At 62.6% G+C, this 26,430-nt stretch carries 30 protein-coding genes and 1 tRNA gene; 20 read left to right on the plus strand and 11 right to left on the minus strand.

The genetic code is table 11. The features are described from left to right. Nucleotides 1-27 precede the first annotated feature (27 nt). The 9 genes from AC6JA3_RS00200 to AC6JA3_RS00240 all read left to right on the plus strand — a co-directional run bounded on the left by AC6JA3_RS00200 (nucleotide 28) and on the right by AC6JA3_RS00240 (nucleotide 9,798). Nucleotides 28-1,530 (plus strand): bifunctional phosphatase PAP2/diacylglycerol kinase family protein, encoded by a 1,503-nt coding sequence (locus AC6JA3_RS00200; RefSeq protein ID WP_497919782.1) that lies wholly within the window; start codon nucleotides 28-30, stop codon nucleotides 1,528-1,530. A 147-nt stretch (nucleotides 1,531-1,677) separates the two neighbouring features. Beyond that, nucleotides 1,678-2,622: an ABC transporter ATP-binding protein gene (locus tag AC6JA3_RS00205; protein ID WP_497919783.1), complete on the plus strand. Its 945-nt coding sequence runs from the start codon at nucleotides 1,678-1,680 to the stop codon at nucleotides 2,620-2,622. A gap of 2 nt (nucleotides 2,623-2,624) precedes the next feature. Then, nucleotides 2,625-3,476: an ABC transporter permease gene (locus AC6JA3_RS00210; RefSeq protein ID WP_091553647.1), complete on the plus strand. Its 852-nt coding sequence runs from the start codon at nucleotides 2,625-2,627 to the stop codon at nucleotides 3,474-3,476. A 26-nt stretch (nucleotides 3,477-3,502) separates the two neighbouring features. After that, on the plus strand, nucleotides 3,503-4,792 hold the full coding sequence (locus AC6JA3_RS00215; protein WP_026541046.1) for a sensor histidine kinase: 1,290 nt from the start codon (nucleotides 3,503-3,505) through the stop codon (nucleotides 4,790-4,792). Next, nucleotides 4,789-5,481 carry a response regulator gene (locus AC6JA3_RS00220; RefSeq protein WP_497919784.1) on the plus strand — a complete coding sequence of 231 codons (693 nt, stop codon included), beginning with the start codon at nucleotides 4,789-4,791 and terminating at the stop codon, nucleotides 5,479-5,481. Before AC6JA3_RS00215 ends, AC6JA3_RS00220 begins: the two co-directional genes overlap by 4 nt. Before the next feature lie 152 nt (nucleotides 5,482-5,633). Continuing rightward, on the plus strand, nucleotides 5,634-6,083 hold the full coding sequence (locus AC6JA3_RS00225) for an Lrp/AsnC family transcriptional regulator (RefSeq protein WP_026541048.1): 450 nt from the start codon (nucleotides 5,634-5,636) through the stop codon (nucleotides 6,081-6,083). 228 nt (nucleotides 6,084-6,311) lie between these two features. Next, nucleotides 6,312-7,754 (plus strand): amino acid permease, encoded by a 1,443-nt coding sequence (locus tag AC6JA3_RS00230; RefSeq protein ID WP_091553642.1) that lies wholly within the window; start codon nucleotides 6,312-6,314, stop codon nucleotides 7,752-7,754. A gap of 70 nt (nucleotides 7,755-7,824) precedes the next feature. Then, on the plus strand, nucleotides 7,825-8,979 hold the full coding sequence (gene alr, locus AC6JA3_RS00235; protein ID WP_497919785.1) for an alanine racemase: 1,155 nt from the start codon (nucleotides 7,825-7,827) through the stop codon (nucleotides 8,977-8,979). A 36-nt stretch (nucleotides 8,980-9,015) separates the two neighbouring features. Next, complete coding sequence (locus AC6JA3_RS00240; RefSeq protein WP_497919786.1) at nucleotides 9,016-9,798, plus strand: IclR family transcriptional regulator; 783 nt, start codon at nucleotides 9,016-9,018, stop codon at nucleotides 9,796-9,798. A 124-nt stretch (nucleotides 9,799-9,922) separates the two neighbouring features. Here AC6JA3_RS00240 and AC6JA3_RS00245 read toward each other — a convergent pair whose 3' ends face one another. The 3 genes from AC6JA3_RS00245 to AC6JA3_RS00255 form a co-directional block, all read right to left on the minus strand. Then, nucleotides 9,923-10,699 carry an IclR family transcriptional regulator gene (locus AC6JA3_RS00245; RefSeq protein WP_497919787.1) on the minus strand — a complete coding sequence of 259 codons (777 nt, stop codon included), beginning with the start codon at nucleotides 10,697-10,699 and terminating at the stop codon, nucleotides 9,923-9,925. An 87-nt stretch (nucleotides 10,700-10,786) separates the two neighbouring features. Further along, the gene (locus AC6JA3_RS00250) at nucleotides 10,787-11,527 is read right to left on the minus strand and encodes a cyclase family protein (protein ID WP_497919788.1); all 741 of its coding nucleotides are present in this window, start codon (nucleotides 11,525-11,527) and stop codon (nucleotides 10,787-10,789) included. After that, a complete protein-coding gene (locus AC6JA3_RS00255; RefSeq protein ID WP_026547774.1) occupies nucleotides 11,524-11,970 on the minus strand; it encodes a hypothetical protein in 447 nt (148 codons plus the stop codon). Before AC6JA3_RS00255 ends, AC6JA3_RS00250 begins: the two co-directional genes overlap by 4 nt. Before the next feature lie 164 nt (nucleotides 11,971-12,134). Between AC6JA3_RS00255 and AC6JA3_RS00260 the strand changes: the two genes are divergently transcribed. The 3 genes from AC6JA3_RS00260 (at nucleotide 12,135) to AC6JA3_RS00270 (ending at nucleotide 15,999) form a co-directional block, all read left to right on the plus strand. Beyond that, entirely contained in the window at nucleotides 12,135-13,013 is an 879-nt protein-coding gene (locus AC6JA3_RS00260) for an intradiol ring-cleavage dioxygenase (protein WP_497919789.1), read from the plus strand. Nucleotides 13,014-13,051: 38 nt separating this feature from the next. Then, nucleotides 13,052-14,359, plus strand: coding sequence for a M18 family aminopeptidase (locus AC6JA3_RS00265; protein WP_497919790.1), 1,308 nt, complete (start codon nucleotides 13,052-13,054; stop codon nucleotides 14,357-14,359). Between the two features lie 224 nt (nucleotides 14,360-14,583). Continuing rightward, complete coding sequence (locus AC6JA3_RS00270) at nucleotides 14,584-15,999, plus strand: amino acid permease (RefSeq protein ID WP_497919791.1); 1,416 nt, start codon at nucleotides 14,584-14,586, stop codon at nucleotides 15,997-15,999. A gap of 84 nt (nucleotides 16,000-16,083) precedes the next feature. Here the strand turns inward: AC6JA3_RS00270 and AC6JA3_RS00275 are convergent, their stop codons facing one another. Then, on the minus strand, nucleotides 16,084-16,743 hold the full coding sequence (locus tag AC6JA3_RS00275) for a DUF1345 domain-containing protein (protein WP_026547772.1): 660 nt from the start codon (nucleotides 16,741-16,743) through the stop codon (nucleotides 16,084-16,086). 9 nt (nucleotides 16,744-16,752) lie between these two features. After that, nucleotides 16,753-16,914 carry a hypothetical protein gene (locus AC6JA3_RS00280; protein ID WP_167332892.1) on the minus strand — a complete coding sequence of 54 codons (162 nt, stop codon included), beginning with the start codon at nucleotides 16,912-16,914 and terminating at the stop codon, nucleotides 16,753-16,755. Between the two features lie 204 nt (nucleotides 16,915-17,118). Here AC6JA3_RS00280 and AC6JA3_RS00285 point away from each other — a divergent pair. Further along, nucleotides 17,119-17,201 (plus strand) — tRNA-Leu (locus AC6JA3_RS00285). Between the two features lie 70 nt (nucleotides 17,202-17,271). On the opposite strand, the gene AC6JA3_RS00290 is transcribed toward AC6JA3_RS00285, so the two are convergent. Next, a complete protein-coding gene (locus AC6JA3_RS00290) occupies nucleotides 17,272-17,610 on the minus strand; it encodes a YnfA family protein (protein ID WP_497919792.1) in 339 nt (112 codons plus the stop codon). Nucleotides 17,611-17,876: 266 nt separating this feature from the next. Between AC6JA3_RS00290 and rpsF the strand changes: the two genes are divergently transcribed. The 4 genes from rpsF to rplI all read left to right on the plus strand — a co-directional run bounded on the left by rpsF (nucleotide 17,877) and on the right by rplI (nucleotide 19,653). Further along, nucleotides 17,877-18,182 (plus strand): 30S ribosomal protein S6, encoded by a 306-nt coding sequence (rpsF, locus tag AC6JA3_RS00295; RefSeq protein WP_011776755.1) that lies wholly within the window; start codon nucleotides 17,877-17,879, stop codon nucleotides 18,180-18,182. Between the two features lie 50 nt (nucleotides 18,183-18,232). Next, a complete protein-coding gene (locus AC6JA3_RS00300; protein WP_011776754.1) occupies nucleotides 18,233-18,814 on the plus strand; it encodes a single-stranded DNA-binding protein in 582 nt (193 codons plus the stop codon). Between the two features lie 128 nt (nucleotides 18,815-18,942). Beyond that, a complete protein-coding gene (gene rpsR / locus AC6JA3_RS00305; RefSeq protein WP_003800144.1) occupies nucleotides 18,943-19,182 on the plus strand; it encodes a 30S ribosomal protein S18 in 240 nt (79 codons plus the stop codon). Nucleotides 19,183-19,200: 18 nt separating this feature from the next. Next, nucleotides 19,201-19,653 carry a 50S ribosomal protein L9 gene (gene rplI, locus AC6JA3_RS00310; protein WP_024818808.1) on the plus strand — a complete coding sequence of 151 codons (453 nt, stop codon included), beginning with the start codon at nucleotides 19,201-19,203 and terminating at the stop codon, nucleotides 19,651-19,653. Between the two features lie 64 nt (nucleotides 19,654-19,717). Here rplI and AC6JA3_RS00315 read toward each other — a convergent pair whose 3' ends face one another. Next, nucleotides 19,718-20,140, minus strand: coding sequence for a DUF1801 domain-containing protein (locus AC6JA3_RS00315; protein ID WP_026547770.1), 423 nt, complete (start codon nucleotides 20,138-20,140; stop codon nucleotides 19,718-19,720). Nucleotides 20,141-20,210: 70 nt separating this feature from the next. Here AC6JA3_RS00315 and AC6JA3_RS00320 point away from each other — a divergent pair, with 70 nt between their 5' ends. After that, nucleotides 20,211-21,062, plus strand: coding sequence for a PhzF family phenazine biosynthesis protein (locus AC6JA3_RS00320; protein ID WP_497919793.1), 852 nt, complete (start codon nucleotides 20,211-20,213; stop codon nucleotides 21,060-21,062). A gap of 16 nt (nucleotides 21,063-21,078) precedes the next feature. On the opposite strand, the gene AC6JA3_RS00325 is transcribed toward AC6JA3_RS00320, so the two are convergent. Continuing rightward, the gene (locus AC6JA3_RS00325) at nucleotides 21,079-22,611 is read right to left on the minus strand and encodes a DUF6297 family protein (RefSeq protein WP_497919794.1); all 1,533 of its coding nucleotides are present in this window, start codon (nucleotides 22,609-22,611) and stop codon (nucleotides 21,079-21,081) included. A 1-nt stretch (nucleotide 22,612) separates the two neighbouring features. Continuing rightward, entirely contained in the window at nucleotides 22,613-23,290 is a 678-nt protein-coding gene (locus tag AC6JA3_RS00330; RefSeq protein WP_091553590.1) for an ABC transporter ATP-binding protein, read from the minus strand. A gap of 80 nt (nucleotides 23,291-23,370) precedes the next feature. Between AC6JA3_RS00330 and AC6JA3_RS00335 the strand changes: the two genes are divergently transcribed. Then, nucleotides 23,371-24,162, plus strand: coding sequence for a class I SAM-dependent methyltransferase (locus tag AC6JA3_RS00335; protein ID WP_497919796.1), 792 nt, complete (start codon nucleotides 23,371-23,373; stop codon nucleotides 24,160-24,162). Here AC6JA3_RS00335 and AC6JA3_RS00340 read toward each other — a convergent pair. Continuing rightward, complete coding sequence (locus AC6JA3_RS00340) at nucleotides 24,119-24,328, minus strand: hypothetical protein (RefSeq protein WP_035760803.1); 210 nt, start codon at nucleotides 24,326-24,328, stop codon at nucleotides 24,119-24,121. The two genes, AC6JA3_RS00335 and AC6JA3_RS00340, sit on opposite strands and share 44 nt — an antisense overlap. Nucleotides 24,329-24,504: 176 nt before the next feature. Between AC6JA3_RS00340 and AC6JA3_RS00345 the strand changes: the two genes are divergently transcribed. Then, entirely contained in the window at nucleotides 24,505-25,422 is a 918-nt protein-coding gene (locus AC6JA3_RS00345; protein WP_245232926.1) for a diacylglycerol/lipid kinase family protein, read from the plus strand. 66 nt (nucleotides 25,423-25,488) lie between these two features. On the opposite strand, the gene AC6JA3_RS00350 is transcribed toward AC6JA3_RS00345, so the two are convergent. After that, entirely contained in the window at nucleotides 25,489-26,427 is a 939-nt protein-coding gene (locus tag AC6JA3_RS00350; RefSeq protein ID WP_497919797.1) for a hypothetical protein, read from the minus strand. Nucleotides 26,428-26,430 lie beyond the last annotated feature (3 nt).

A 26,430-nucleotide genomic window follows, 5' to 3' on the forward strand; every position in this document is an offset into this window, starting at 1 on the left:
GGGGTGCGCAGGCGTTACTGTGAAGTAATGCGAGGCTTCGTGGCCAAGGGCCCCAAACGAGTTGTGAAATTCGATCACTTCCTGGTCCGGGTTGTCTCCCGGCAACCCCAGGGTGACCATGACGTCTTTTTCCGGCGGCTCTCAGCAGCCGCCACCAAAGGAAAACTCTGGTTCGGTATTGCGGGGGTCATGGCCGCGTTCCCCGGTAAACCGCGCAGGGCAGCCCTTCACGGCGTGTTGGCCTTGGGTGTTGCTTCAGGGGTCACCAACGTCATCTTCAAGCGGGCACTCCCCCGACGGCGCCCGCTTCCTGAGCACCTGCCGCTGTTTCGTTTCGTGAACCCGCAGCCAACCAGCTCATCGATGCCCTCCGGGCACTCTGCCTCCGCGGTCGCCTTCGCTGTGGGCGCCGGCATCGTCTCCCCCGTCATCGGAGTTGCCCTGACGCCCATTGCCGCCGGCGTGGCTTACTCGCGCGTGCATACGGGCGCACATTGGCCCTCGGATGTGGTGCTGGGTTCCGCCCTTGGGGCCGGCGCTGCTTGGGCAACCCGCAAGTGGTGGCCGGCGCGGCCCCCGGAACCGACTCCCCGGCGCACGCCGGTTGAGGCGCCGGCAATCCACGACGGCGAGGGGCTGAGTATCGGGGTCAACGTCATGGGTGGCTCCTACACGCCCGAGACCGGAGAACTGCTGAAAGAAATATTCCCGAAAGCTTATATAAGGGAAATTTCTGAAGGCGAAGACATAGCTGCAGAGATGGAAGCCGCAGCCACGCGGCCCGGAACCGTCGCATTGGGCGTGTGGGGTGGCGACGGAACGGTTGGCACCGCGGCGGCTGCCGCCGTCGAGCATTCACTGCCGCTCCTGGTGCTGCCAGGCGGGACGCTCAACCACTTTGCCCGCGATATTGGCACCGGCTCGATCGATGACGCCATGGAGGCACTGACCAACGGGCAGGCGGCCTCCGTTGACCTGGGGCATGTAGTGGTGCAGCGTGGCCTGCCTGAAACCCCCGAAACCACGGAGCTGGCGATGCTGAACACTGCCAGCGTAGGCGTGTATCCGAACCTGGTCAGGCGTCGGGAACGGCTCCAGCCGGCAATGGGCAAGCCGATGGCCAGTGTGGTGGCTTCCTTGCGGACTTTCGGGGTGAATTCGCCCACCACGCTCATGGTGGATGGGGTAAAGCACAAGCTGTGGATCCTCTACATGGGCCGCGGAAGGTTCTACCCCAGCGACCACGCGCCGCTCCGCAGGCCTGTGCTGGATGACGGCGTCTTTGACCTGCGCATGATCACGGCGGATGAGCCCTTCGCCCGGGCACGGCTGTTGTGGGCTGTGGTGACAGGGACTGTGGCGGCGTCGCGGGTCACCCACCTGACGGAGGCCACCACCATCACCGTGGAAGCAATCGGCCAGCCCCTGGTCCTGGCCGTGGATGGCGAACCGAAACCCGGGGTCCGCAGCGCCACGTTCACTGTGAAACCCCATGAACTCCGCGTGTATTCGCCCCTTCCCGCCGACTGAAGGCCTGCGGGTCATCCGCGAGGACTACCCTGACTGAACCCTGAATCATCCCTGAGACCGGCGATTTACGTCCTCCCGGTGAGTAGCGTGGTGACTACATTCGAAACTCATCCGCACACTCATGTGCTCCGAGGAGGGAACGCTTCCATGATCGAAGCAAAAGGCCTGACCAAGGTCTACGGCGAGAAGACCGCCGTCGCCGGTGTCAGTTTCACTGTCCAGGCCGGACGGGTGACGGGCTTCCTGGGTCCGAACGGTGCCGGCAAGTCCACCACCATGCGCATGATCATGGGGCTGGACACTCCGTCGTCAGGCTCTGTGACTGTGAACGGTGAACCGTTCGCCCAGCACAGGGCACCGCTGCGGGAGATTGGTGCCCTCCTGGACGCCAAGGCTGTCCACACGAGCCGCACCGCCTACAACCACCTGCTCGCCATGGCAGCGACGCACAGCATCCCCAAGAGCCGGGTACGCGAAGTCATCGAAATGACCGGCCTGGGGGACGTCGCAAAAAAGAAGGTCAAGGGCTTCTCGCTCGGAATGGGTCAGCGCCTCGGCATTGCCGCCGCACTGTTGGGCGATCCGCAGACCATCATCCTGGACGAGCCGGTCAACGGCTTGGATCCTGAAGGCGTGGTGTGGGTCCGCAACCTGGTGAAGTACCTGGCATCCGAAGGCCGCACGGTCTTCCTGTCCAGCCACCTCATGAGCGAGATGGCACTCACTGCAGACCACCTGATCGTGATTGGCCGGGGCAAGATCATTGCAGACGCCCCGATCGCCGAAATCATCACCGGTAAAGGCCAGGCACGCACCCGTGTCCGTACCGACCAGCCGGAACGCCTCATGCAACTCCTGGCGGGAACCGGCGTTTCCGTGGAGGTCCACGAGCGCGAACTCCTTGAGGTGTCCGGACTGGATCCCCGCGGGATCGCCAGGACTGCCCTGGAGAACCAGGTCATGGTGTACGAACTGACCCCGCTCCAGGCAAGCCTGGAAGAGGCGTATATGGAACTGACCAAGGACGAGGTGGAATACCACTCGCACATCACCACCGGGGCCTCGGTTCCCGCCCAGGCCGGAGGGAAATAGACATGAGCACCACAACCTTGGACCGCAGGTCCACCCGTAACGCCGTCGGTCCCGGACCGGCCTTCCACCGTGTGCTGAACTCGGAGTTCATCAAGTTCCGCACCCTGATGTCCACGCTGATCCTCCTGGCCTCGACTGCCTTGGTGATGGTGGGGTTCGCCGCGCTTTCGGCGTGGGGAACCGGACAGTTTGCCGAGCAGGTTGCCAGCGATCCCGAAGCAGCAGCCGCCATGGCCGCACAAGGCGGGGACCTCGCAGTCAGCATTCCCACCTCCGGCATCTCGTTTGCCCAGCTCATCCTCGGTTCCCTGGGCGTCCTGCTCATGAGCTCCGAATTCACCACCGGCATGGCACGCTCCACTTTTGCCGCCGTCCCGAAGCGGCTCTCCCCGTTCCTGGCCAAGCTCATTGTGGTGATGGTCAGCGCCTTCGTGCTGACGGCTGTGTCCATCTACATCGCGGGCCTGGTGTCCCTGCCGATCGTGGACAACTACAACCTCAAGCTGGACCTTGGCAGCTCGCAGTCCGTCAAGCTCCTCTTGGTCAACAGCCTCTATGTCGCAGCAGTGGCAGCAATCGGTATGGCGCTGGGAACCATCGTCCGGAACTCGGCCGGCGGCATCATGAGCCTGGTGGGACTGCTGTTCGTGGCCCCGATTGCCTTCCAGCTCATTCCCGGCGACTTCTTCAAGGAAGCCAACAAGTTCCTTCCCACCAGCACCATCAGTCCCATGACCGCCGTCGAACATGTTCCTGAGACGCTGGAAGCGTGGCAGGCCGCGCTGGTCCTGGGTGCCTGGGTTGTTGTACCGGTTGCCCTGGCCATGATCCTGCTGAAGAAGCGGGACGTCTAGGACGGGTTGCCGTCTAGGCTCGATCCATGACTGAAGCACCACAAGTGAAGGACGCGGCCACCGCTACGGTGGACGCGTCCTTCGCTGAAATCACCCAGCGCCGCAGGGGCCGTATCCGGCGCTACTTCTTTGAGCGGCCTCGCGCCATGGACGCCGTAGTGGTCCTCAGCTACGTGCTCCTGGCCCTGCCAACCATCATCACCTCCATCATTGAGGGCAAGTGGCTGGTAGTGGTGCTGCTGCTGATGATCGCGGCTGCGTTGACGTTCAGGCGACGATACCCACTGCAGGTGGTTGCCGCCGTCGTACTTCTCGAGGTTGCCGCCACCATCCTCAACCCGTGGGGTTCCAACGTCTCGGCCGGCCTGTGGTTCGCGTTGTATGCCGTGGCTTCCCTCCGGAAACGCAGCCTTGCTTTGGTGCTGTTTGTTGCCGCCAGCCTGCCGTTGAGCCTGCTGTACCTGTTTATGTGGACCAGTCCCAGCGGCATGGACAACCTGCAGGACGTCCCCGAGAACTTCCACCTGATCAACAACATCGCAACCGCGGTGACCATCATGTTGTCCAACCTGCTGGCCACCGGCATCGGCATTTCCGTGCGCCAGCGGCGGGAGCATGAGGCCGAAATCGCTGCCTGGGCGGCCCGCACGACGCACCTGGGCAAGGTGACGGAGCGGAACAGGATCGCGCGGGAGATGCACGACGTCGTAGCCCATTCCCTGACCGTGATGATCAGCCTGTCCGATGGCGCTGCGGTGGTGGTCCGGAAGAATCCGGAGCGCGCAGGTGAGGTCCTTGGCGAACTGTCACGTACCGGCAGGGCTGCCTTGGCCGACATGCGCCGCGTGTTGGGCGTTCTCCGCGACGACTCCGGGCGCCCGGCACCGCTGACGCCCTTGGAATCCGGGCATAACCTCGCAAAGCTGCTGGACGGCTTCCGGACTGCGGGCTTGCCGCTGCACTATGCGCACACAGGCCCTGGCCTCCCGGCGGATCCCGCCTTTGAACTCACCGTTTACCGCATTGTGCAGGAGTCACTGACGAACGTCCTGCGGTACGGCCGCTCGCTCAGCCGCGTTGACGTCCAGGTGGCGCGCGACGCCGATCTGGTCACCATTGACGTGCACGACGACGGCCGCGGAACCTTGGAGGGCGGCAGCGAACCCGTGGGGAGCCTGGGCACCGGCCAAGGCATTGCAGGGATGAATGAACGCGCAGGAATTTATGCTGGAATCGTTACTGCCGGCCCCAGTAAGAGGGGCGGCTGGGCAGTCCACGCCGAGCTCCGCTGGGCCGGCGACAAGGGGGAATCATGACAGACGACATCATCAAAGTGCTGCTGGTGGACGATCAGCCACTGCTTCGCATGGGCTTCCGGCTCATCCTCGAAGGTGAGGACGACTTCCATGTGGTGGGTGAGGCGTCCGACGGCGCTGAAGCCGTACGCCAGGTGGAAGCCCTGGCGCCGGATGTAGTGCTGATGGATGTGCGGATGCCTGCCATGGACGGCATCGAGGCGACGCGTCGGATCTCGGACTCCGGTTCCGAGGCCAGGGTCATCATTCTCACCACCTTCGACCTCGATGAGTATGCCTTCACGGGCCTGCAGGCCGGCGCGTCCGCCTTCCTGCTCAAGGACGTTGCCCCGTCAGAGCTGGTCCACGCTGTGCGGCTCGTGGCCAGCGGTGACGCCGTGGTGGCTCCCCGGGTTACGCAGCGTCTCCTGGAAACGTACGTTCGTGGCGGAGCAGTACCAGGCCAGTCGCCGACGCCGCACCGGGATCCGTTGCTTGATGAGCTCACCCCACGCGAAACCGAAATTCTCACCACTATTGCCGAAGGCCTGTCCAACGCGGAGATTGCCCACAAGTTCTTCCTCTCCGAGGCGACAGTGAAGACCCACGTTCGCCGGATCCTGAGCAAGCTCCAGTTGCGGGACAGGGTGCAGGTTGTGGTCTACGCCTACGAGACCGGGCTGGTTGTGCCAAGCAACCCGGACTACTGAGCCTTCGCCGGAAGGCCCCAACACCAACCGGCCGTCGATGTCCAATTGGTGGCAGGAAACGCCGCTGGGCTTGTGGACGTATCATTTCTTTCGCGGGCCTTTCGGTCGGGGCAGGAGCTTAGGGTTCCTGCAGGGTAGGTGGAAAGGGACACATGGAGCGGGCGGGTCTGGACGGCATCGATCAAAGAATCCTTGCGGAACTCACCAAGAACGCCCGTATCCCGCACGCCGAACTCGCCGGCAAGGTTCTCCTGTCCAGAAATGCGGTGAGGCAGCGGATTGACCGCATGGAACGGCAGGGGTATATCCAGGGCTACACGGTGGTGGCCGGAGTCGACGTCGAATCACTGGTTTCCGCGTTCCTGATGGTCTACCGCAAAGACCGAATGCGGGGTGCCGACGTCCTGAACGAACTCCGATCCATTCCGGAAGTGGTTCTGTGCGACGTCCTCAGCGGGGACTTTGACCTTATTGTGCGCGTCGAAGCACGTTCCCTGGGCCGCGTCCAGGAGATTTGGGAGCAGATCGCTGCCCTCCCCGGAGTGAGTGACACCGTGACGGCAATGACCTTGTCCAATGTGATCCGACGGGCTTCGCTGTAGGAGCTGCGTTTTTCGGGATCAGCAACCATGTTGGGGGCGTTCTGCCCTGCAAACAGTCACATCGTCATGCCATGCGAGCAAAGCGTGCGTTATTTGCATTCATAAATGTTTTTAATGACTAAAGTCACATGATCTGTGTTACCTTCGTCACTACAGGCGCCCCCACGGCTCCCCGCCCCGGAAGTCACCGGCGTACCGTTCGCAGCTGTCACTCAACGGAGACAAGACATGGAATCTTCAACACCCCTGAAGCTGGACCATCCAGTTGATACCCCCTTGGCCACCGCGGAACCCGGGTTGCGCCGCTCCATGGGACCCCGCCACCTGATCATGATCGCGATGGGAGGAGTAATTGGCTCAGGTCTCTTCCTGAGTTCGGGTTACACCATCTCCCAGGCAGGCCCCTTGGGAGCGGTGATCGCTTACCTGGTGGGTGCCTTCGTGGTCTATTTGGTGATGGCATGCCTTGGGGAGCTCGCCATTGCCTACCCCGTCTCCGGCGCTTTCCATATCTACGCTTCCCGTTCAATCGGTCCGGCAACGGGATTCGCAACGGCGTGGCTGTACTGGCTCTGCTGGGCAGTGGCCATCGGATCGGAATTCACGGCCTCCGGCTTGCTCATGCAGCGCTGGTTCCCAGACGTCGAGGTCTGGGTATGGTGCCTCGTTTTCGCGGGCCTCCTCTTCGGTTTCAACGCTTTCTCCTCCAAGTTTTTCGGGGAATCCGAATTCTGGTTTTCGATCATCAAAGTGGGCGCGATCATCGCTCTTATCGTCTTCGGCGGGGCCGCGTTGTTTGGCTTCCATCCCCTGGCAGAGTCCGGTAACCACCCCTTCCTTTTCGAGAATTTCAGTACCCCGGGCGGGCTTTTCCCCAACGGTTTCGCCGGAGTGCTGGTCACCGCGCTGGCCGTCTTCTATGCCTTCTCCGGCTCTGAACTGATCGGCGTCGCCGCGGGGGAGACCAAGGACCCTGCAAAGAACATCCCCAAGGCCATGCGCAGCACCGTCATCCGGCTCCTGATCTTCTTTGTTGGAGCCATCGCCGTCATTGCTGCAACAGTCCCTTACGACCAGGTGGGCTTGGATGAAAGCCCGTTCGTGACCGTCTTTTCATCCGTAGGCATCCCGTTCGCGGCGGACATCATGAACTTCGTCATCATCACGGCGCTGCTGTCAGCGGGAAACAGCGGATTGTTCTCCTGTGCACGGATGCTCTACTCCCTTGCCGATGAAGGACATGGCCCCCGGGCACTGAAGAAGCTGACCCGGCGCGGAATACCCCTGGTTGCCCTTTCGGTCAGCATGGTGGGAGGACTGGCTTCACTGGTCAGCAGCGTGGCTGCACCGGAGACCGTCTACCTGGCCCTGGTGTCCATTGCCGGATTCGCGGTGGTGGGAGTCTGGATGTCCATCACAGCATCACACTTCTTCCACCGCAGGGCATTCATCCGTAATGGCGGGAAGGTGTCCGATTTGGCCTACAAAGCGCCGTTCTTCCCGGTACTGCCCATCCTGGCCTTCACCCTGTGCCTGGTGTCCCTGGTCGGGATAGCGTTCGACCCTTCCCAAATTGCTGCTCTGTACTTTGGCGTTCCGTTCGTTGCCGCGTGCTACCTGTTCTTCCACTTCCGCTATGGTCCCAAGGCCAAGGCAAAGCGTTCTGCCTGATACGGGATTCGCCATGCGTCACAGTCGGGCTTTGTGCCCGGCTGTGACGCCATTTCCGGGGGACAACAGTATGACTGCGAATAGGAAACTCTCTGTGGTGACCGACAACCTGGCCAGTTGGCTTGAGATTGACGGTGCTGCCTTCGACGCGAACGTCCGGTCCATGATCGCAATGCTCCAGGACCGGGCCCTGTTGTGTGCCGTGATCAAATCCGACGCCTACGGGCACGGGGCGGACCTCCTGCTGCCGTTCCTGGTGGCGTCCGGCGTTCCGTACATAGGGGTAGGCACCAACACTGAAGCGGCACTTGCCCGGAAACATGGGTTCACCGGGAAGCTGCTGCGGGTCCGTGCCGCGGCGCCCCAGGAGATCAGGGCGGGCCTGCCCCACCACATTGAGGAACTCGTTGCCGATCCTCAGAGTGCGTGGGAAATGAGCAGGATCGCAGCGGGGGAGGGGCGAAAGCTGCGCGTGCATCTGGATATCAATTCCTCAGGAATAAGCCGGCACAGCCTCGAGGTGTCCTCGCCTTCGGGACGTGCATGCGCTGCGGGAATCATCAGTCATCCGGAGTTGGAACTTGCCGGCATCATGACTCATTTTCCGCACGACAACGTGGGCCACGTGAAAGAAGCCTCGAGCCGCTTCAAGGCCGACTCGAACGCGATCCTCTACCAGGCCGGAATCTCCCGCCACAGTGTCCTCCTGCATGCCGCCAACTCCTACACGGCACTGAACGTTCCGTCCGCTTGGTTGGACATGGTCCGGGCGGGTGCTGTGCTCTACGGCGATTCCGATCCCGGGCACTCCATGTTCCAACGCTGCATGAAGTTCAAAGCCCGGATCGGGTCCATCAACAGCTACCCGGCCGGCAGCAGTGTCGGATACGGGCTGACCCATACCCTTGCCACCGATTCACGCCTCGCCACAGTAACTGCGGGCTACGGTGACGGCTACCGACGCTCACTCGGACGGAGGGGGCATGTGCTGGTCCGTGGTCAACGGGTACCGGTGGTGGACATCGTCTCCATGAATTCGATGGTTGTGGATGTCTCTTCCGTCCGGGATATCAGCCCTGGTGACGAGGTAGTCCTCTTTGGTGGGCAGGATGGCGGGCAAATCACGGTGGGGGAGCTGGAGACGGCGAATGAGGCGATCCTCGCGGACCTCTACACGGTGTGGGCCAACGGTGCCCGTGTCCTTGCCGCGGACGTCAGCGTGTGAGAATGGCGTGAACGCTAGGTGGAAGGAGCGGATTTCGTGGAGGTGTCACCGGAGGCGTCATCCCTGGCCCAGGGTCTTCGCCTTGTCCGCATGGTCACGGACCGCGAAAAGCAGGGACGCCAACTGTTGGGTGTCTCCCAGCTCGCAGCTGGCTTGGACATGGAGCAAAGCCGGGTCTCCCGATTGGCCCAGGAGTTGTGTGACCTGGGGCTGCTGGAGCGGGTGGACCGCGGACCGTTCCGGACAGGACCACGCTTCTTCAGCCTTGCAGCGTCCCTCAACAGCACGTGGGTACAGCAATCCCGAGCCGAGCTTGAAGAGCTGGTTTCCGCGTTCGGACTGCGGTCCAGGCTGTCAGTGCGGGAGGGTGTCCGCGTTCTCTTGCTGCGTTCGTCAACCAACAACTCGGTCCTGGGCGGATTCGCCAAGCCCGGCATGGTTACGCCCGTATGGTGCACGGGGTCCGGGCGGGCCTTGCTGTGGGACTATTCGCAAAAGGACATTGGTTCCCTGCTCAGGGATGTCAACTTCATTGGCGTAGGTGGACCCGCGGCCGCACACACAGCTCCCGAAGTGTCAGATTTGATGGAACGCGACAGGCCGGGAGGCTACGTCCTGGCTGCCGAAGAATTTGAACATGGAGTCTGGGAGCTGGCCGTTCCCGTTCGCGCTGAGGATGGCCGGATCATTGCTGCCCTGAGCGTGCTGGGCAGCCGGTCCGGCGTCGAATCCAATGCCCCGGAAATCGCCGCCGTGCTTCACGCCGGCGCCGAACGCCTTGGCACCCAGGGATCCGCCACCCAGGGACCCGGCGCCTAAAGCCCCAGTACCTAAAGCCCCAGTACCTAGAGCCCGGCCATCCAAGAAACCCAAGCGCCCAAAAGCCCGGCCACCCAAGAAACCCAAGCGCCCGAACCCCCAGCCGCCCACCGGCGTCGGACGTTTAGGCCTCAACCCCGGGGTCAATCCCGCCCACCCGGGACTCAAGCCACGTCCGCCAGGAACCAAGCGCGACGGCGAAAGCCTCCCGCTGGGGCTCTACGCGCATCTTCGGCCCAACAATTTGCAGGGCTGCGGCGACATCGCCCTTGAAGTCCCGGATGGGCGCGGACAAAGAGTAGAGGCCGGGCTCGGCTTCTTCATCAACAATCGAGTACCCGCGGACGCGCGCCTTGCGGAGCCTATCCAGGAAGTCATCCACGGAGACCGGCGTATTGGGCCCGTGCTTCACGAACTCCACTGTGCCAAGGATCTTCCGGATTTCCGCCTCGGGGGCATCCCACAGAAGCGCTTGGCCGGCATCACTGCAGTAGGCGGGGTAGGGGCGGCCCAACCAGGAGCCCACAAGGTTTGCACTTTCAGGAACCTGCTCGCCAATGGTGACCGTACTGTTTCCGCTCAATACGCCAAGGAAGCAGGCCTCGTTGGTTTCCGTGGCCAAGCCCTCCAAGGCGGTGAGGCCATCGGTCTTCAAGCGTTGTTCGGTGACCAGTTGGGCATCCGTCAGGATGGACCAGTCCAAGCTGTACTCGCGTTGGTCCGAGCGGGTCAGGAAGCCCTCTTGCTGGGCACCCTTGAGGCTTCTGGACACCTGGCTGCGGTCTTTGCCAAGGTGGGCCGCGACGTCGGCCACCGTGCCGCCGTCGAAACCGTCCGCATGACGCGCCCCCACCGCAAGGAGGGCCATCATGCCGCGTCCCATGCTGGAGCTCTTTGACATGGATCGATTCTAGCTACCCCGGCCTGCCCAGGTGTCACAGCAGCGTGCCACGCCGTAAGGCCGCGCCAATTATGCGACGGCCGGCAGCTAGTGGATGGCGAAGACCCTCGCGGGAAAACCGCTGCCCTCGAGCGGTTTGGCCCATGAAGCTACCAGGGCGGCGCCTGCTTCCGGGAGGTGGTCCATGGAGGCAAGGAGTTCAATTTGCCACTTATCCTGCGCCAGGACGTAGGTTTCCAGGCTGAAATCCTGCCGGGACGTAGCCCTGCCGGGGTCGGTATCCGTCTGTTCGTGTCCTACCGCGCTGACTGACCGCTTTTCGATCAGGTACTCCAGGACCTCCCGCGACCACCCCGGGGTGTGGCTGATTCCGTCGGCGTCGACGTTCGCCATGGCGGCGCTGTCCGGCCAGCGGTGGCTCCACCCCGTGCGCAGGGCAACAAATGATCCGGCCGGGATCTCTCCGTTGCGCGCTTCCCAGTTGTGGACGTCATCCAAGGTAGGAGTGGCATCCGGATCTGCCGCGACGCGTTCGCTGATGTCCAGGACAACCAGTGGCAGGATCATGTCCTCCACCGGCAGTTGATCGAGGGTGCGGCCACCGCGGATAAAATGCGACGGCGGATCCACGTGGGTGCCCCACTGGCCCACGATCGAGTATCGGTGCGCCGTGAACCCGTCGCCCTTTTCCAGGTCGAAGAGGGCTTCCCTGGACTCGTCGGGGAAGGCCGGAAAGTGCGGCTGTCCGGGATGGAAGGCGTGGGTGAGGTCCGTGAAAGTCCTGTTGCGGAGCAGTGGTGCCAGTTCCTGCCAAAGGGGAGGGGTCATGATGCCACCCGCGTTTCGGCGTGGATTGCGGAGCTGCTGGAGACGCTGAGCGGCCCTGATACTTCGATGACCGGAACTTCCCAGGGGTGGATATCCACAATCCGTTGCACCAGCTCCTGGACGGTGCGGTGGTCCAGGGAATCGTCAAAGTAGGTGGTGAACACAAAGGTGGGTGAGATGGTTCGCTGCCCTACGGTTCCCAGTGTGGGCTTTGCGCCCTCGGCCACGGTGAAGCCCTCGAATCCGGCAGAGGACTCGAACACGTGGTGGTAGTTGCCGAAGCCGCCCAGCTCGGGAGCGGTCTGCAGTTCGTTCAGCAGTGAGGTGATGCCAGCATCGGACTCAAGGGCTGCAAGGTCGCCACTGGCAAGCTGCTTCATGGTCTCCACCGGTATGGGCCAATGGATCCGAAGCTTGCGCACTGGTTTCAGTTCAATATTCATGCGAGTGACCTTCCGTCATTATGTCCGTGGAGCCATCGTGTCATGATGTGACGGGCATTACAAGCATATGAAAATGTCTATGTTGCACGTTGCGGCCAGCTCTTCACAGTCTTGCCACAGCGGCACCATGTACAAGACACAGGCTGCACGGGTTTTATGGAGGCATGAATACTCCCCACCCGAACCACGACCGCGGGCTTGAGTTCGACCTCTCCACGCTCCTCAACCGGCGGCGCACTCTGGGTGTCCTCCTGGGCGCCGGTTCGGCAGCAGCCCTGGCTGCCTGCACCCCGGGTACGGGAGGTAGCGCCGCAACGCCGTCGAGCACCGGCAGTGCCGCCGCAACAACGCAAAGTTCGACGGCGGCCGCGTCGCCTTCCGCTACCAGCACGGTCACGCGGGCATTCGCCGAATGCGGCGTGGAAATCCCCGAAGAGACGTTGGGACCCTACCCCGCCGACGGAAGCAATGGCCCCAATGTGCTCGAAGCTTCCGGGGTGGTCCGGAGGGACATCCGTTCCAGTTTCGGAACCTCCACCGCCAAGGCCGAAGGCGTGCCCCTGACAGTAACCCTGACGCTCCTCGACAATGCCAACGGCTGCGCGCCCTTGGCCGGCGCTGCGGTATACGTCTGGCACTGCGACCGGAACGGAAAGTATTCGCTCTACGATGCAGGCCTGAAGAACGAGAACTTCCTGAGGGGAGTGCAGGAAGCCGATGCAAAGGGCCAGTTGACCTTCAGCACCATCTACCCGGGCGCCTACACGGGACGATGGCCGCATATTCACTTTGAGGTATTTGAATCCATGGGCAACACCACCGCGGCTGGGCAAGTGTTGGCTGTCTCGCAGATAGCCCTTACGGAAAAGGCGTGCAAGGAGGTCTATGCAACCACCGGCTACGAGTCCAGCGCCCGGAACTTCCCCAGGACGACGCTGACGTCCGACAACGTCTTCGGCGATGACGGAGGTATATACCAATTGGCGACTATATCCGGCTCGGTTGCGGGCGGTTATACGGCCGCGCTGAACGTCACCGTGTAAGCCCCGCCGGCACCGGAAGCGGGGTTAGACTCGGGGTCATGCCTTCGAATGCCTCCACAGCAATTGACCATGTCCAGGACCTGGGTGCCTACGTTTCGGCATCACCGTCGAGCTTCCATGCAGTCCACGAAGCAGGGCGACGCCTGGACGCGGCCGGCTTCACGGCGCTGGATGAACTGGAGCCTTGGGATGGCGGGGCAGGTAGGTTCTACATCATTCGCGACGGCGCCCTGATCGCGTGGGTGACGCCGGAAAATGCAGGCCCCACCACGGCTTTCAATATCCTTGGCGCCCACACGGACTCACCGTCGTTCAAACTGAAGCCCAAGCCCACCACCGGCAAATTCGGTTGGTTGCAGGCCGGCGTCGAGGTTTATGGCGGTCCGCTGCTCAACTCCTGGCTGGACCGGGAACTGCAGTTGGCCGGAAGGTTGGTCATGCGTGACGGTACGCAGCATCTGACGGCCACTGGTCCCCTTCTTCGCTTCCCGCAATTGGCCATCCACCTGGACCGGGGGGTCAACGACAACGGGCTGCATTTGTCCAAGCAGCAGCACATGAACCCGATCTTCGGCCAGGGGGACCCTGCTGGTGAGGACCTCCTGGGATTGCTCGCGGATCGCGTTGAGGGCGCCACAGTGGATGCGGCTGCCATTGGCGGGTACGACGTCGTAGTGGCAGACACGCAGCCACCCGCGGTTTTCGGGGCCAACAGCGAGTTCTTCGCTTCAGGCCGAATGGACAACCTGTCCTCCACCCACGCCGGCTTGGTGGCATTGATCAACCACGCTGCAACAGCTACGGAAGGGGGCCCGATCGCTGTGCTGGCCGCTTTCGATCATGAGGAGATCGGCTCCAACTCGCGCTCCGGCGCCTGCGGCCCCATCCTCGAAGACATCCTGGTCCGCATTTCGGACGGGCTCGGTGCCTCGGTGAGCCAGCGGCGGCAGGCCCTTGCGGCCTCGTTCTGCGTCTCGGCCGACGCGGGCCATGCTGTCCATCCCAACTATGCGGAAAAGCATGATCCTGCCAACAAGCCAGTGCTCAACGGTGGGCCGCTGCTTAAGATCAACGCGAACCAGCGCTATGCCACGGATGCCACGGGTGCTGCGTTCTGGGCCCGGCTGTGCGATGAGTCCGGTGTTCCATACCAGGAATATGTTTCGAACAACGATCTCCCGTGCGGATCCACCATTGGGCCCCTGACTGCTACGCGCCTTGGCATCCGTACGGTGGACGTGGGCATCCCCTTGCTGTCGATGCACTCTGCCCGCGAGCTGTGCGGCGTTGAGGATCCCCGGTACCTGGCGACTGCTGTTGAGCTGTTCTTCCGCACTTCGCTCTGACGGATAGCCTCAAACAGTTATTTCAGGGGTGTGACAAAAGTTTCGAATATGAAACATGGGATGCCTCACGGTTTACATTTTGTGCACACGCCCCTTTTTGGTGCTGTCAAAATGTTCGGCCGCACAGGCATGGTGGTGGGGTAGCAGGCTAGCGTGAATGAGTCATGTGGCCCGTGGCACACCGCGCGGCCACCCCGCGAAAACCTAAAGGACGGCGCAGATCCATGCACGCTGACCAACAACTTTCAAAATCCCTGAAGCCCCGCCACCTCTCCATGATCGCCATTGCCGGCGTGATCGGCGCAGGACTGTTCGTTGGCTCGGGGGCCGCCATCCAGCAGGCCGGTCCCGGCATCCTCGTGGCCTACCTGGCTGCCGGCCTGGTGGTCATCCTGGTGATGCGCATGCTGGGCGAAATGGCTGCTGCCAACCCGGAGACCGGCTCGTTCTCCACATACGCTGACAAGGCCCTTGGCCGCTGGGCAGGGTTCAGTATTGGCTGGCTCTATGCCTGGTTCTGGATCATCGTCCTCGGCATCGAGGCAACGGCGGGCGCCGCCATCATGCACCGCTGGGTGCCCGGTGTGGACCAGTGGATCTGGGCGCTGGTTTTGATGGTGCTCCTGACACTGACCAACCTTGGCTCCGTGAAGTCCTATGGTGAGTTCGAGTTCTGGTTCGCGTCCATCAAGGTCGCTGCGATCGTCATCTTCCTCCTTGCCGGCATCGCTGCCATCCTCGGCCTTATGCCGGGTGTTTCAGCGCCGGGTGTCGCCAACCTCCTGGACCAGGGCGGCTTCATGCCCAATGGTCCAGGTGCAGTCCTGGCGGGCATCCTCGTGGTGGTGTTCTCGTTCTTCGGCGCCGAAATCGCCACCATTGCCGCGGGCGAATCGGAGAACCCCGTAGACGCCGTGAAGAAGGCCGTGAAGTCCACCGTGTGGCGCATCCTGATCTTCTACATCGGCTCCATCGCCATTGTTGTCACGCTCCTGCCGTGGAACGACGCCTCCGTGGCCAAGAGCCCCTATGTTGCCGTGATCGAGCTCTACGGCATCCCGGGCGCAGGCACCATCATGGACATCGTGGTCCTCACCTCGGTGCTGTCCTGCCTCAACTCCGGCCTGTACACCGCCAGCCGCATGCTGTTCTCGCTCTCGCAGCGCGGCGACGCTCCCAAGTCCTGGATGAAGATCTCCAAGCGTGGCGTGCCGGCAGCAGCAGTCCTGGCCTCCACCGTGGTGGGCTTCGTGACCGTTGGCCTGAACTACATCGCCCCGGACACAGTGTTCCTGTTCCTCGTGAACACCTCCGGAGCCATCGCACTCTTTGTGTGGCTGGTTATTGCGGCCTCGCAGCTCATCCTCCGCAAACGCATGGGTGCCGCGGCCAAGGACCTCGACCTCAAGATGTGGTTCTTCCCGTACCTCACGTGGATTGCGGTCGGTGCCATCGTGGCGCTGATCATCGGCATGGTCATCATCGATTCCACCCGTGAATCGCTCTTCCTGTCGCTGGCACTGGCCGCGATCGTGGTGGGCATCGGTGTGTGGCGCTACCGCAAGCGCGGCGTCACTTCACCTGAGCCGACCACTGAAGAAGCCGAGCAGGCCAGCATCGGTGGGGGACCGGCGTCGTAAGCGTCTTTCAACAGCGGGGCAGCAACCGTCAACATTCGACGGCGGCTGCCCCGTTTCGCTTTAAGCTCCCGTTGAACGTCTTGGTTATTGGGCCAGGCCGATGACCAGGTTGATGGTCACTGCCAGGATGACGGTTCCAAACAAGTAGGAAAGAAGGCTGTGCTTGAGCGCTTCCAGCCGGATCGAGTGGTTTCCGAGATTGGTGTCGGAGACCTGGTAGGTCATACCCAGGCTGGTGGCCAGGTAGGCAAAATCCGTGTACTGCGGTGGCCGGTCCTGATTGAAGCTGATGCCGCCCACGGAACCCCCGGCATGGGCGTCCCTGCTGTAGTAGAGCTCTGCATAGCGAAGGGTGAAAAGTGTCTGGACCAGCATCCAGGACAGGCCCACGCACCCCAAAGCCAAAGCTGCAGAGGCCAAGCGGGAGCCCGTCCCCTGGGCATGGGAATCCACGATCACAGCTGCCACGGCGGCGAGGCTGGCCAGATTGGCGATGAGGATCAAAAGATCCGTAACTCCCCTGGAGGGGTCCTCGGAGGTTGCGTGCTGTTCCGTGCGGGACGGATCCAGCCGGGCAATGACAAGCCAAACCCAGGCAACGTAGACCAGCGCGGCCACGGCCCAACCAACTGCCGGAGCGTCCACCCAACTGCCCGAGAGGCCGGTGGCGGCAAAAGCCGCTGCGCCGGCCAGCACCATGACCACAAACCGCAGCCGGCTCCGCTTCACCCTGACATTGTCCATGTGCCCACCCTAGCCAGCTGGAGGTTGGGCTTCCTTGTGTCCGCTGCGTTTCTCGTCGGCTTGGAGGATTCCGTCGCGTACGCCGGAGCGGACCACGAAGTACAGGGAGTAGAGACCTATCGCGGCGAACACGACGGTCAGGAGCAGAGCGCTGATGGGTGTGGCATCCATGTGCACCACCCTAGCGAGGAACCGGCGTGGCAGGCCTGGCGATGAACCGCCCTGGCGCTGACGGCCTTGGTGAGCGCCGCCTTGGTGAGGACCGCCTCGGCGGGGGTGCTAGAGGCGACAGGAATCCACGGATCGGCTTCGTTCGTGTTATTGTCTTTGTCGCTGTCAAGGAGAAAATGGAACATTGTTTCTCCTGATCACCTTGCGCGGGTGGCGGAATGGCAGACGCGCTAGCTTGAGGTGCTAGTCCTCGAAAGGGGGTGGGGGTTCAAGTCCCCCTCCGCGCACAGAGAAACCCCCGGAAGGAAATCTTCCGGGGGTTTTGTCGTGTTCGGGCCTGTACCCTCGGTGCCGGGCCTAGGCGCCCGGGCGTGGTGCGAACATGATCACGCCTACGCCCACAACACAGATGGCCGCGCCGATCACGTCCCAGCGGTCGGGACGGAAGCCGTCCATGAGCATTCCCCACGCGAGCGAGCCGACGATGAAGACGCCCCCATATGCTGCCAAAACCCTGCCGAAGTGGGCATCGGGTTGGAAGGCTGCGAAGAAACCGTAAATGCCAAGTGCCAGAATGCCCAGTCCAGCCCACCACCAGGCCTTGCCCTCACGGACGGCTTGCCAGATCAGCCAGGCGCCGCCGATCTCGGCAACGGCGGCAAGAATGAAGAGAATGATGGACTTCAGGACGGTCATGGCTCCAGTATTCCCTGCTCCATCCCTCATCGTTTCCTGCCTGTTCCGTGCTGGGCGCCCTTGGTTATCCACATACGCCAAGTGCCCGGTTCCAGCCGCGGACACCCTCGAATAGCTTTGAGTGCAGGAGATGCACTAAGATATTGAAGTCTGTGTTACGCCCTCTTGCCGTGTCTTCGGTCGGGGAGCGCCAACGCAGCATCGCAAATGAACCTCCTGTTACGGAAATACCGTAACCGCTTAGCCCAAAGGAGGTGGGTTCACATATGCGTCCTTACGAATTGATGGTAATCATCGACCCCGAGGTCGAAGAGCGTACCGTAGAGTCGTCGCTTCAGAAGTTCCTCAATGTCATCACCACCGATGGTGGAACCATCGAAAAGGTAGACATCTGGGGCCGTCGCCGTCTGGCGTACGACATCAAGAAGAAGTCCGAAGGTATCTACGCAGTGGTGAACTTCACCGCAGCACCGGCTACCGCCAAGGAACTTGATCGCCAGCTGTCTCTCAACGAGACGATCATGCGCACCAAGATCATCCGTCCTGAAGACCAGAAGGTTGTTGCTGAGTAATCAGCCCCTTTCAGATCTTTACCCCGCAGGAACGAACAAGGAGGAAGTAGATGGCAGGCGAAACCACTATTACGGTCATCGGTAATCTCACCAATGACCCGGAGCTGCGGTTCACCCCGTCTGGCTCGGCAGTAGCGAACTTCACCATCGCTTCTACTCCCCGGACCTTTGACCGCCAGTCCAATGAGTGGAAGGACGGGGAAACCCTGTTCCTCCGCGCATCTGTCTGGCGCGAAGCGGCCGAGAACGTAGCGGAGTCCCTCACGAAGGGAATGCGCGTCATCGTTTCCGGCCGTTTGAAGAGCCGTTCCTACGAAACAAAAGAAGGCGAAAAGCGCACCGTTATCGAGCTTGAGGTCGACGAAATCGGCCCCAGCCTGCGTTACGCAAACGCCAAGGTCAACCGTACCCAGCGCTCCGGCGGCGGGCAGGGCGGCTTTGGTGGCGGTAACGCCGGTAATTCCGGTGGCTTCGGAGGTGGCGCTCCTGGTGGAAACCAGGGCGGCGGCAACTCCGGTGGAACCTGGGGCGGCAACCAGCCCGCACAGCAGCAGGATGACCCCTGGGCTACGCCCGGTGTCAGCAATGCTGGCGGCTGGGGCAACGGCCCGGATTCCGAACCTCCCTTCTAAACACAACATTAAAGTCCGACGCCGGACGCTCACCGGAACTGCCGCAAGGCACCAAGGTGGCAACCGCCGTCGAACACCACCATCCCGTGGATCAATATCCACGGGCTCCATAGAAAAGGAGCTCCACGATGGCTAAGGCTGAACTCCGTAAGCCCAAACCAAAGTCCAACCCCTTGAAGGCCGCTGACATCACTGTCATCGACTACAAGGACGTAGCACTGCTGCGCAAGTTCATCTCCGACCGCGGAAAGATCCGCGCTCGTCGCGTCACTGGCGTTACCGTTCAGGAACAGCGCAAGATCGCCCAGGCAATCAAGAACGCCCGCGAAGTTGCTCTGCTGCCTTACTCCGGCGCTGGCCGCGGCTAAGGGAAGGGATTAACTAACATGGCAAAGCTCATTCTGACCCACGAAGTAACCGGTCTCGGTGCTGCTGGCGATGTCGTCGAGGTCAAGGACGGTTACGCACGTAACTTCCTGCTGCCCCGCGGTTTCGCCCTGACCTGGAGCAAGGGTGGCGAGAAGCAGGTTGAGTCCATCAAGGCTGCCCGCGCTGCTCGTGCCCACGCTTCTGTCGAAGCTGCACAGGCACAGGCCCAGGCTCTGTCCTCCAAGAAGGTCAAGCTCGAGGTGAAGGCCGGCGAGTCCGGTCGTCTCTTCGGCACCGTCAAGCCTGCTGATGTCGCTGCTGCTGTTGAGGCCGCTGGCCTCGGCGCCATCGACAAGCGCAACGTTGAACTGCCGAACCACATCAAGTCTGTCGGTTCGTACACGGCCAACGTTCGCCTGCACGAGGACGTTTCCGCTGTTATCGACCTTGAGGTCGTAGCCAGCAAGTAGTCTCTGACTGCAACTGAAGACCCCCGCTACCGGATTCCGGTGGTGGGGGTCTTTTTGCGGGAAATCATGGGGTGTGCAGCGACTCCATGACGTGCTGGTATCCCGTGCGGATCATCTGGGCGAGGACTTCGCGGTCGATGTCGTCCAGTTTGTTCACGTAAAGGCAGGCCGCGCCGGTCTTGTGTTTGCCAAGGTCGGGAAGCAGCCGGTCAGCATCCGGACCATAGGTCAGCCCGTACAGCGCCAGGTTGGCCTTGCGTGGCGAAAACCCGACGGCGGCCGAGTCGCCTTCGCGGCCGGTCCCGTATTTGTAGTGGTAGCTGCCGAAGCCCACAATGGTGGGCCCCCACATGACGGCCTCCTGACCGGTGATGGTGCGCATCATCCCGAGCAGCTCGAAGCCGTCCGCACGCCGCGTCGGGTGTTCCACTGCGGCCAGGAAATCTTCAGCGGACACGTCCGTGGGCTGGGTCTTGTTCTCTGCCATAGGGGTAGTTTCGCAGACGCAGGACAGGTTCGTCAGCAATACCTGGCGGCGCCGATGGTAGCCTTCAGCGGTGACTTCACAAGCCCCGCGCACCCGCCCGTTCCACCAAGTGGATGTCTTTTCCGACCAGCCTTACCGGGGCAATCCGCTCGCCGTGGTGGTCGATGCCGAAGGCCTCAGCAGCGAGCAAATGCAGCACTTCGCCAACTGGACAAACCTCTCGGAGACCACGTTCCTCCTCCCTCCCACCGACCCCAGGGCGGACTACAAGGTACGGATCTTCACGGGCAGCGAGGAGTTCCCGTTTGCCGGGCACCCCACCCTTGGTTCGGCACACACGTGGCTGCAGGCCGGGGGAGTGCCAAAGACAGATGGCATCCTTGTCCAGGAATGCGGCGCGGGTTTGGTCCGGGTGAAGCACGACGCCGGACGGTTGGCTTTCGCCGCGCCGCCGCTGACCCGCTTCGGCCCGGTTGATAACGACATCAAGACCCAGCTCGCGGCAGCCCTGCGTCTGCGCGAGGAAGAGTTGCTGGATGTGTCATGGCTTGTGAACGGGCCCACCTGGATTGGAGTGCTCCTCAGCTCGGCGGAACAGGTGCTGTCCATCGACCCCGACTTCGTTTCCATGGGTGACCTCAAAGTGGGAGTGATTGGTCCGTACCACCCCGGTTCCGCCGTCGACTTTGAAGTCCGCACGTTCATTCCGGGCGACGCCATGGTGGAAGACCCCGTGACCGGCAGTTTCAACGCCGGCGCGGCCCAATGGCTGATCGGAAGCGGCCGTGCGCCCGAGGAATACGTCGCTGCCCAAGGTACTGTGCTCGGCCGGGCAGGCAGGATTCACGTCAAGGCCGGGGACGGCGAAATCTGGGTGGGCGGAGCGTCGGCAACGTGCATCGAAGGGACCGCCCTGCTCTAGGGAAGTCCCTGTGCACTCAGGGCTGCTTTGGCCGCGTCAACACAACCACCAGGAAGATCCCTGCACTGAATGCGGCCTGCACCATCAGTACGGACCACGGGACGTACCCAAGGTAAAGGGCCACCAGCAATGGAATTGTCGCCAGGATGGTTACATCCAGCCCGCGGAGCAGGGACCCCAACTGGGCGCGTGGTACAGGGCCAAAGGGGGTTTCAACCGGCGGAGCTGTCCAGTCCGGCGGGGTCCTGGCGGCCGCCCGGAGAGTGCCCGCACCCATGCCCACGCCCGCAAGGCCGCCAACACCAACCAACCACGGATCCGCAGCGCCCAAAAGAACCAACAGCCCGCTGAGCGTCGCCATCCACGCGGCCATGGCCAGGCACGGCATCAGGGCGCGGCTGGTCTTCACCAGCGCCGGATGCAAGGGCAGCAGGGCATCGAGCTCAGGAACCAGCGCGGTCTTGCGGGCCACGGTTCCCATGCCGGATGCAGTGGCGCATCCCGCGATCACGATCACCGCAAGCTGCGCGAACTCGGGCAGGCCGCCTTCTACGAGGAGGATTGCCACGCAGGCCGCAAGCCATAGGCCGGCTGGGATCAGCGGGGGATTCAGGCGGAGGAAGGCAACGGCGTCAGCGCGGATCAGCGAGCTCAGTGGACCACGCGCCGGCCTGGCGTAGAAGCGGCCCGCCCTGCCGCCGTCGACCCTTTGACGGCCGCCACCCAAGGCCCGAAGTACCTCGTTGGAGTCCATCAGGAACAGCGAAGCGCCGGCGTGGCCGGCCACGGCACCACCGCGAACCAGCTCTTCACCCCGCACCTTACCGGCGCGGGGTGCCACCAGCGCCAGTAGTCCGACGGCGGCAGCGGCTACCAGCGCCGCCGGCCAAGGCGATCCGGACAGTGACGGCAGTACTGCGCAGGCGAGGAGGCCCGCCGTCGTCGCAGCTTTACCAGCCCGTGGTCCCAACCAGCCCAGTTGCTGCACTGCCGCCATCGCCATGGCAACAGCGGCGGCACCGCCAAAGGAAAGTGCAGCGAGAAGATGTTCACTGGGGGCGCGGTCAACGGCGGTCACCAGGCTGAAGGGCAAGTAGACGATGCCCGACCCTGCCGCCGTAAGCGTGACCTTGCGGAGGAACGACGGCAGGACCATGGGCCGGCGGTCCACCGGCAGCGACAGCCACCAGGTACTTTCTGCCCCATTTGCCGTTATGGGCCCAAGCTTTCGCGCCAGGTTGCTGATGACCATGAGGACCGCGAAAGTTACTGAAGTCCACAACACGGTTTCCGGAAGAACCAACCATCGCTCGTCGATGATGCTGTCGGTAGTGGACGCCCTGTCCGCAATCTCATTGCGCAGCGCCAGGACGAACGAGGCCGCGATGGTGAGGGCGACGCCGATCCCCAGCCCCCAGCTGTAGGCGTCCACAATACGGTCACCCCAGGAGGTCCGGCTGCGTTTGTAGCGTCGGGCGGATCGGCGCGTGAACCGGACCAGCTCGGCGGCCAGGTTCCTGTTTTGCCTCGACGGTTCAAGATCGAGCATGTCAGGAGCCGGCAATGATCGAGGCCCCCTGTTCCGGATCGAATTCCCGGACTTCCTCGTCAATGACCAAGCATGTGGAGGCCGTGGCCAGGAGCATTTGGGGATCGTGGGTAACCAAAACCACCGCACCACCGTTCTTGGCATGGGCTGTGATGCGCTGGCCCAGCGCAATCCTCATGCGCGGATCGAGCCGTTGCTCCGGCTCGTCAAGAACCAGGAGCGACGACGGGCGGATCAGTCCGGCTGCCAGCAACAGCCGGCGCCGCTGACCGGAAGAAAGAGCATCAGGTATTGCGTGGGACCTGCCTGTGAGTCCGAAGAACGCCAGCTCTTCCTCCACCCGCTCTTCAGGGGCGTCCAGGGAATGGCCGCGGGCAATGAGGAGCAGATGTTCCCGGACGGTGAGGGAGGGGAAGAAGAGGTCGTCGTCAAACACCGCGGAGACCTGCCGGCGGAAGGGGACAGCGTCCGGGTCGATGAGGAGGCCGTGGACTTTCACTTCGCCGGCCAGGGACGCCTGCCGTCCAACGAGGGTGCGTGCCACCGTGGACTTTCCTGCGCCGTTGTCGCCCACGATCCCCAGCACTTCACCAGCGTCGACAGACGCAGTAACTTCGCCGCATACCGGGGCTCCGGCATAACCGACCAACAGGCCTTCGGCCTCCAAAACTGTCCCCATGCCTCAACCCTACCGGCGGATTGGCGGGTGCCTGCCGGACCGTTTAGCGTGGCCATGGCAGATACACACCGGAGGCACTGATGCGTGATTTTGAGACCTTGGTAGCTGAGGCTGAAGAAGCCGACGTGAACGGCTGGGGATTCGGCTGGCTGGAGGGACGGGCCACCGAGGAACGGCCGCCCTGGGGATTCGCGAAGCTCTTGGCGGGCCGCCTTGCTGCTGTGCGCAGTGCCCTCGACCTGGACACAGGGGGCGGGGAGGTCCTCTCCGAAGCTGCCCGGTTTCCGGAGGTCATGGCTGCCACCGAGGGCTGGCCGCCCAACGCGCAAAAGGCCCGTGAATTGCTGGGTCCGCGCGGGGTGGAGATCGTGGAAACAACGGCAGGTTCCGGGCTGCCTTTCCCGGACGGGTCTTTTGAATTGGTGACGGCGCGTCATCCCGTCAGCCCGGACTGGGCAGAAATCCACCGCGTTCTTGCCCCCGGCGGCCACTATTTCGCGCAGCATGTGGGGCCGGCGTCGGCCTTTGAGCTGATTGAACATTTTCTCGGCCCCCTGCCGGAAGAGCGGAAGGGCCGTGATCCACACTCCGAGGCAGCTGCCGCGGAAGCTGCGGGCCTGACAATTACCGGCCTCCAAACAGCCAGGAGCCGCATGAAGTTTTTCGACGTAGGCGCCGTGGTGTGGATCCTGCGCAAATGTGTGTGGTGGGTTCCCGGCTTTACACCGGAGGGCTACGAGGAAAAGCTCAGGGAGCTGGACCGCCGGATGCGGGCGGGACAGCCGTTTGTTGCCCACTCAACGCGGCACCTGATCGAGGCAGGCAAACTTACAGCAGCGCCCGGGCATCAAGGTCTTCCATTGCCCAGCTGAGGATCTTCAGCTCGAAAGGATCGCGCTCCTGGATCCCAAAAATATAGGCATCGAAATCCCAGAGCCGGGCATTCCCGCCATTCGCCCAGTACCAGGCCCAGAGATCGTCCAGGGTGATCTCATGCTCAAGGACCAGCGTGCGTGCAGTCTGGCGTGAGTCGTCCATGGGTTGTCCCCGCTGCTGACACAGCACCACACCGTATCAGGCTGATTGAGTCGGATCTCCGCTTCTGGAAACCCTTTCTCATGTTTTCACGTTCATGGGCCATCCGGAACCCCCACTGGATTACGAATAGTATGGGAACTTCCGAGGAAAACTACCGCCTGAAAAGGGACCTCGCAATGAATCAGGAGCGCACTGTGGATTCTGCCCGGACCTTTGAGTCGATCGTCATCATCTTTAACCCCAACAGCACCGGGGATGCGCCCGAGTTGGCGCAGCAGCTGCATGACCGCCTGAAGGAACTCCTCACGTATCAGCCTGAGATCACGCTCCAGCCCACCGAGCACGCCGGGCATGCCGTGGACCTGGCCCGTGAAGCTGCCTCAAAGGGCGGCGACGTCCTGGTGGTTTCCGTCAGTGGCGATGGCGGCTACAACGAGGTGGTCAACGGTGTGATGCAGGCCGGGAACCCCAAGGCAGTGTGCGCCGTCCGGGCTGCGGGTAACGCTAACGACCACAGCAGGATCATTGCCACCAAGCCGTTGGAAGAGGCAATTGCGGAGGGGCGGGTCCATAACATCGACCTCCTCCGGATCCACACCGGACAAAAAGAGAATGAGCCGCTCCAGTATGCGCATTCGTACATCGGTTTCGGCCTTACTCCAGTGGTGGCCACTGAGCTTGAAAAGGGCAGCAAGGGTGCTCTGAAGGAAATGGTCACGGTGATCCAGACCTTTTCCAAGTTCGAGCCCTTCGGCATCCGCCTGGCTGACGGGAAGCGCAGGAAGTTCGACAGCCTGGTCTTCGCCAATATCAATGAAATGGCCAAGTACGCCACGTTGAGTGAGGCGGAGAACCACCCTTCGGATGGCAAGTTCGAGGTCATCGTTTTCCCGCACATGCCAAAATGGCGGACGCTGCTGACGGCATTGAAGGCCACCACGCAGGGCCTGGGTGACCAGCCGAGCGTGAGCCGCTACGAATTCACCACGCTCAAGCCGCTCCCGTACCAGATGGACGGCGAAGTGAAGAGCGTCGAGGCCAACGTCAAGGTCATTGTGGAGTGTGCTCCGGGGGCCCTGGCCACGCTCGGTTAGCCTGCCTGCAGGAGCGCATCGCTGTGTCCCTGCGGGGCGCAGCGCCTAACCTGCGGGGCGCAGCGCCTAACCTGCAGGGACGCAGGCGGCCGTAACGAAGTCGTAGATTCGGCCACGCAGGTCATTGGACGCCGGAATTTTCAGTACGCCTTCCCTGTCTCCCACCGTGACCCGCAGCGGAAGGAGTGTCCCCACTTTGTCCTCGGCAACAGCGTGCGGATCGCAACGTGCCGGGCGAACGGTCAACGGGATTTCCTGAGGCGCCCCGCCCACGGTCACGTTGACGGGCCACGGAGCTTCGGGGGATTGCGCCAGCAGGGTGGTTTCGTCGATCGACTCAATAGTGATGCGTTCCGCCCCTTTTCCCGCCGTGGTCGGTGCTGGCGTAATGACAAGGCGCACGACGGCGGTGCGGCCGTCCGCTGCCACCTCCAGTTCGGGGTCCAGGACAATGCCCGCGACGGCGGCCGCCTCCGATGCGAGGCACAGCTCGCCGGCATTTCTGGAAAGGACGCCGAAGGGATCCGAAGCGCTGGTGTCTTCCTCCACAGACGCCTTGTCCGGTGCTGAGTAGGTTACCTGGGCTTTGAGTTCAGCGGACGTGCTTACGGATGCTTCGCAGGTGGCCGCGGGCAATACTGCCGGAAGACTTTTAGGCTGATGGGGCGGCAACTCAAGGCTGCCCGCAGACGGTTCCCAGGAGATGTCACCGTTAAAGAGCGTGGATCTCAGCTGGGCGCGTGTCACTGTCAGGGGCAGATCCGTGGTGTTGGTGAGCTGCAGCAGGATGGCCTGCTTGCCGTATTGGTCCCTGGACTGATTGACCTCAACGGTGATGGGGCCATGGTTTGTGCCCGTGGTCTCTGGGCTCGAACCGCTTGAAACGCCGGGACCTGGCCCGCTGGAACTTGAACCGCCGGAACCTGGTCCTGCGGGATCGCAGGCGGCCAACAGCGGTACTGCCATGGCGAATACCACGCCCACCGCAATCGAACGCCACGTCATGCG

Source organism: Arthrobacter sp. TmtSoilC79 (assembly GCF_059739405.1).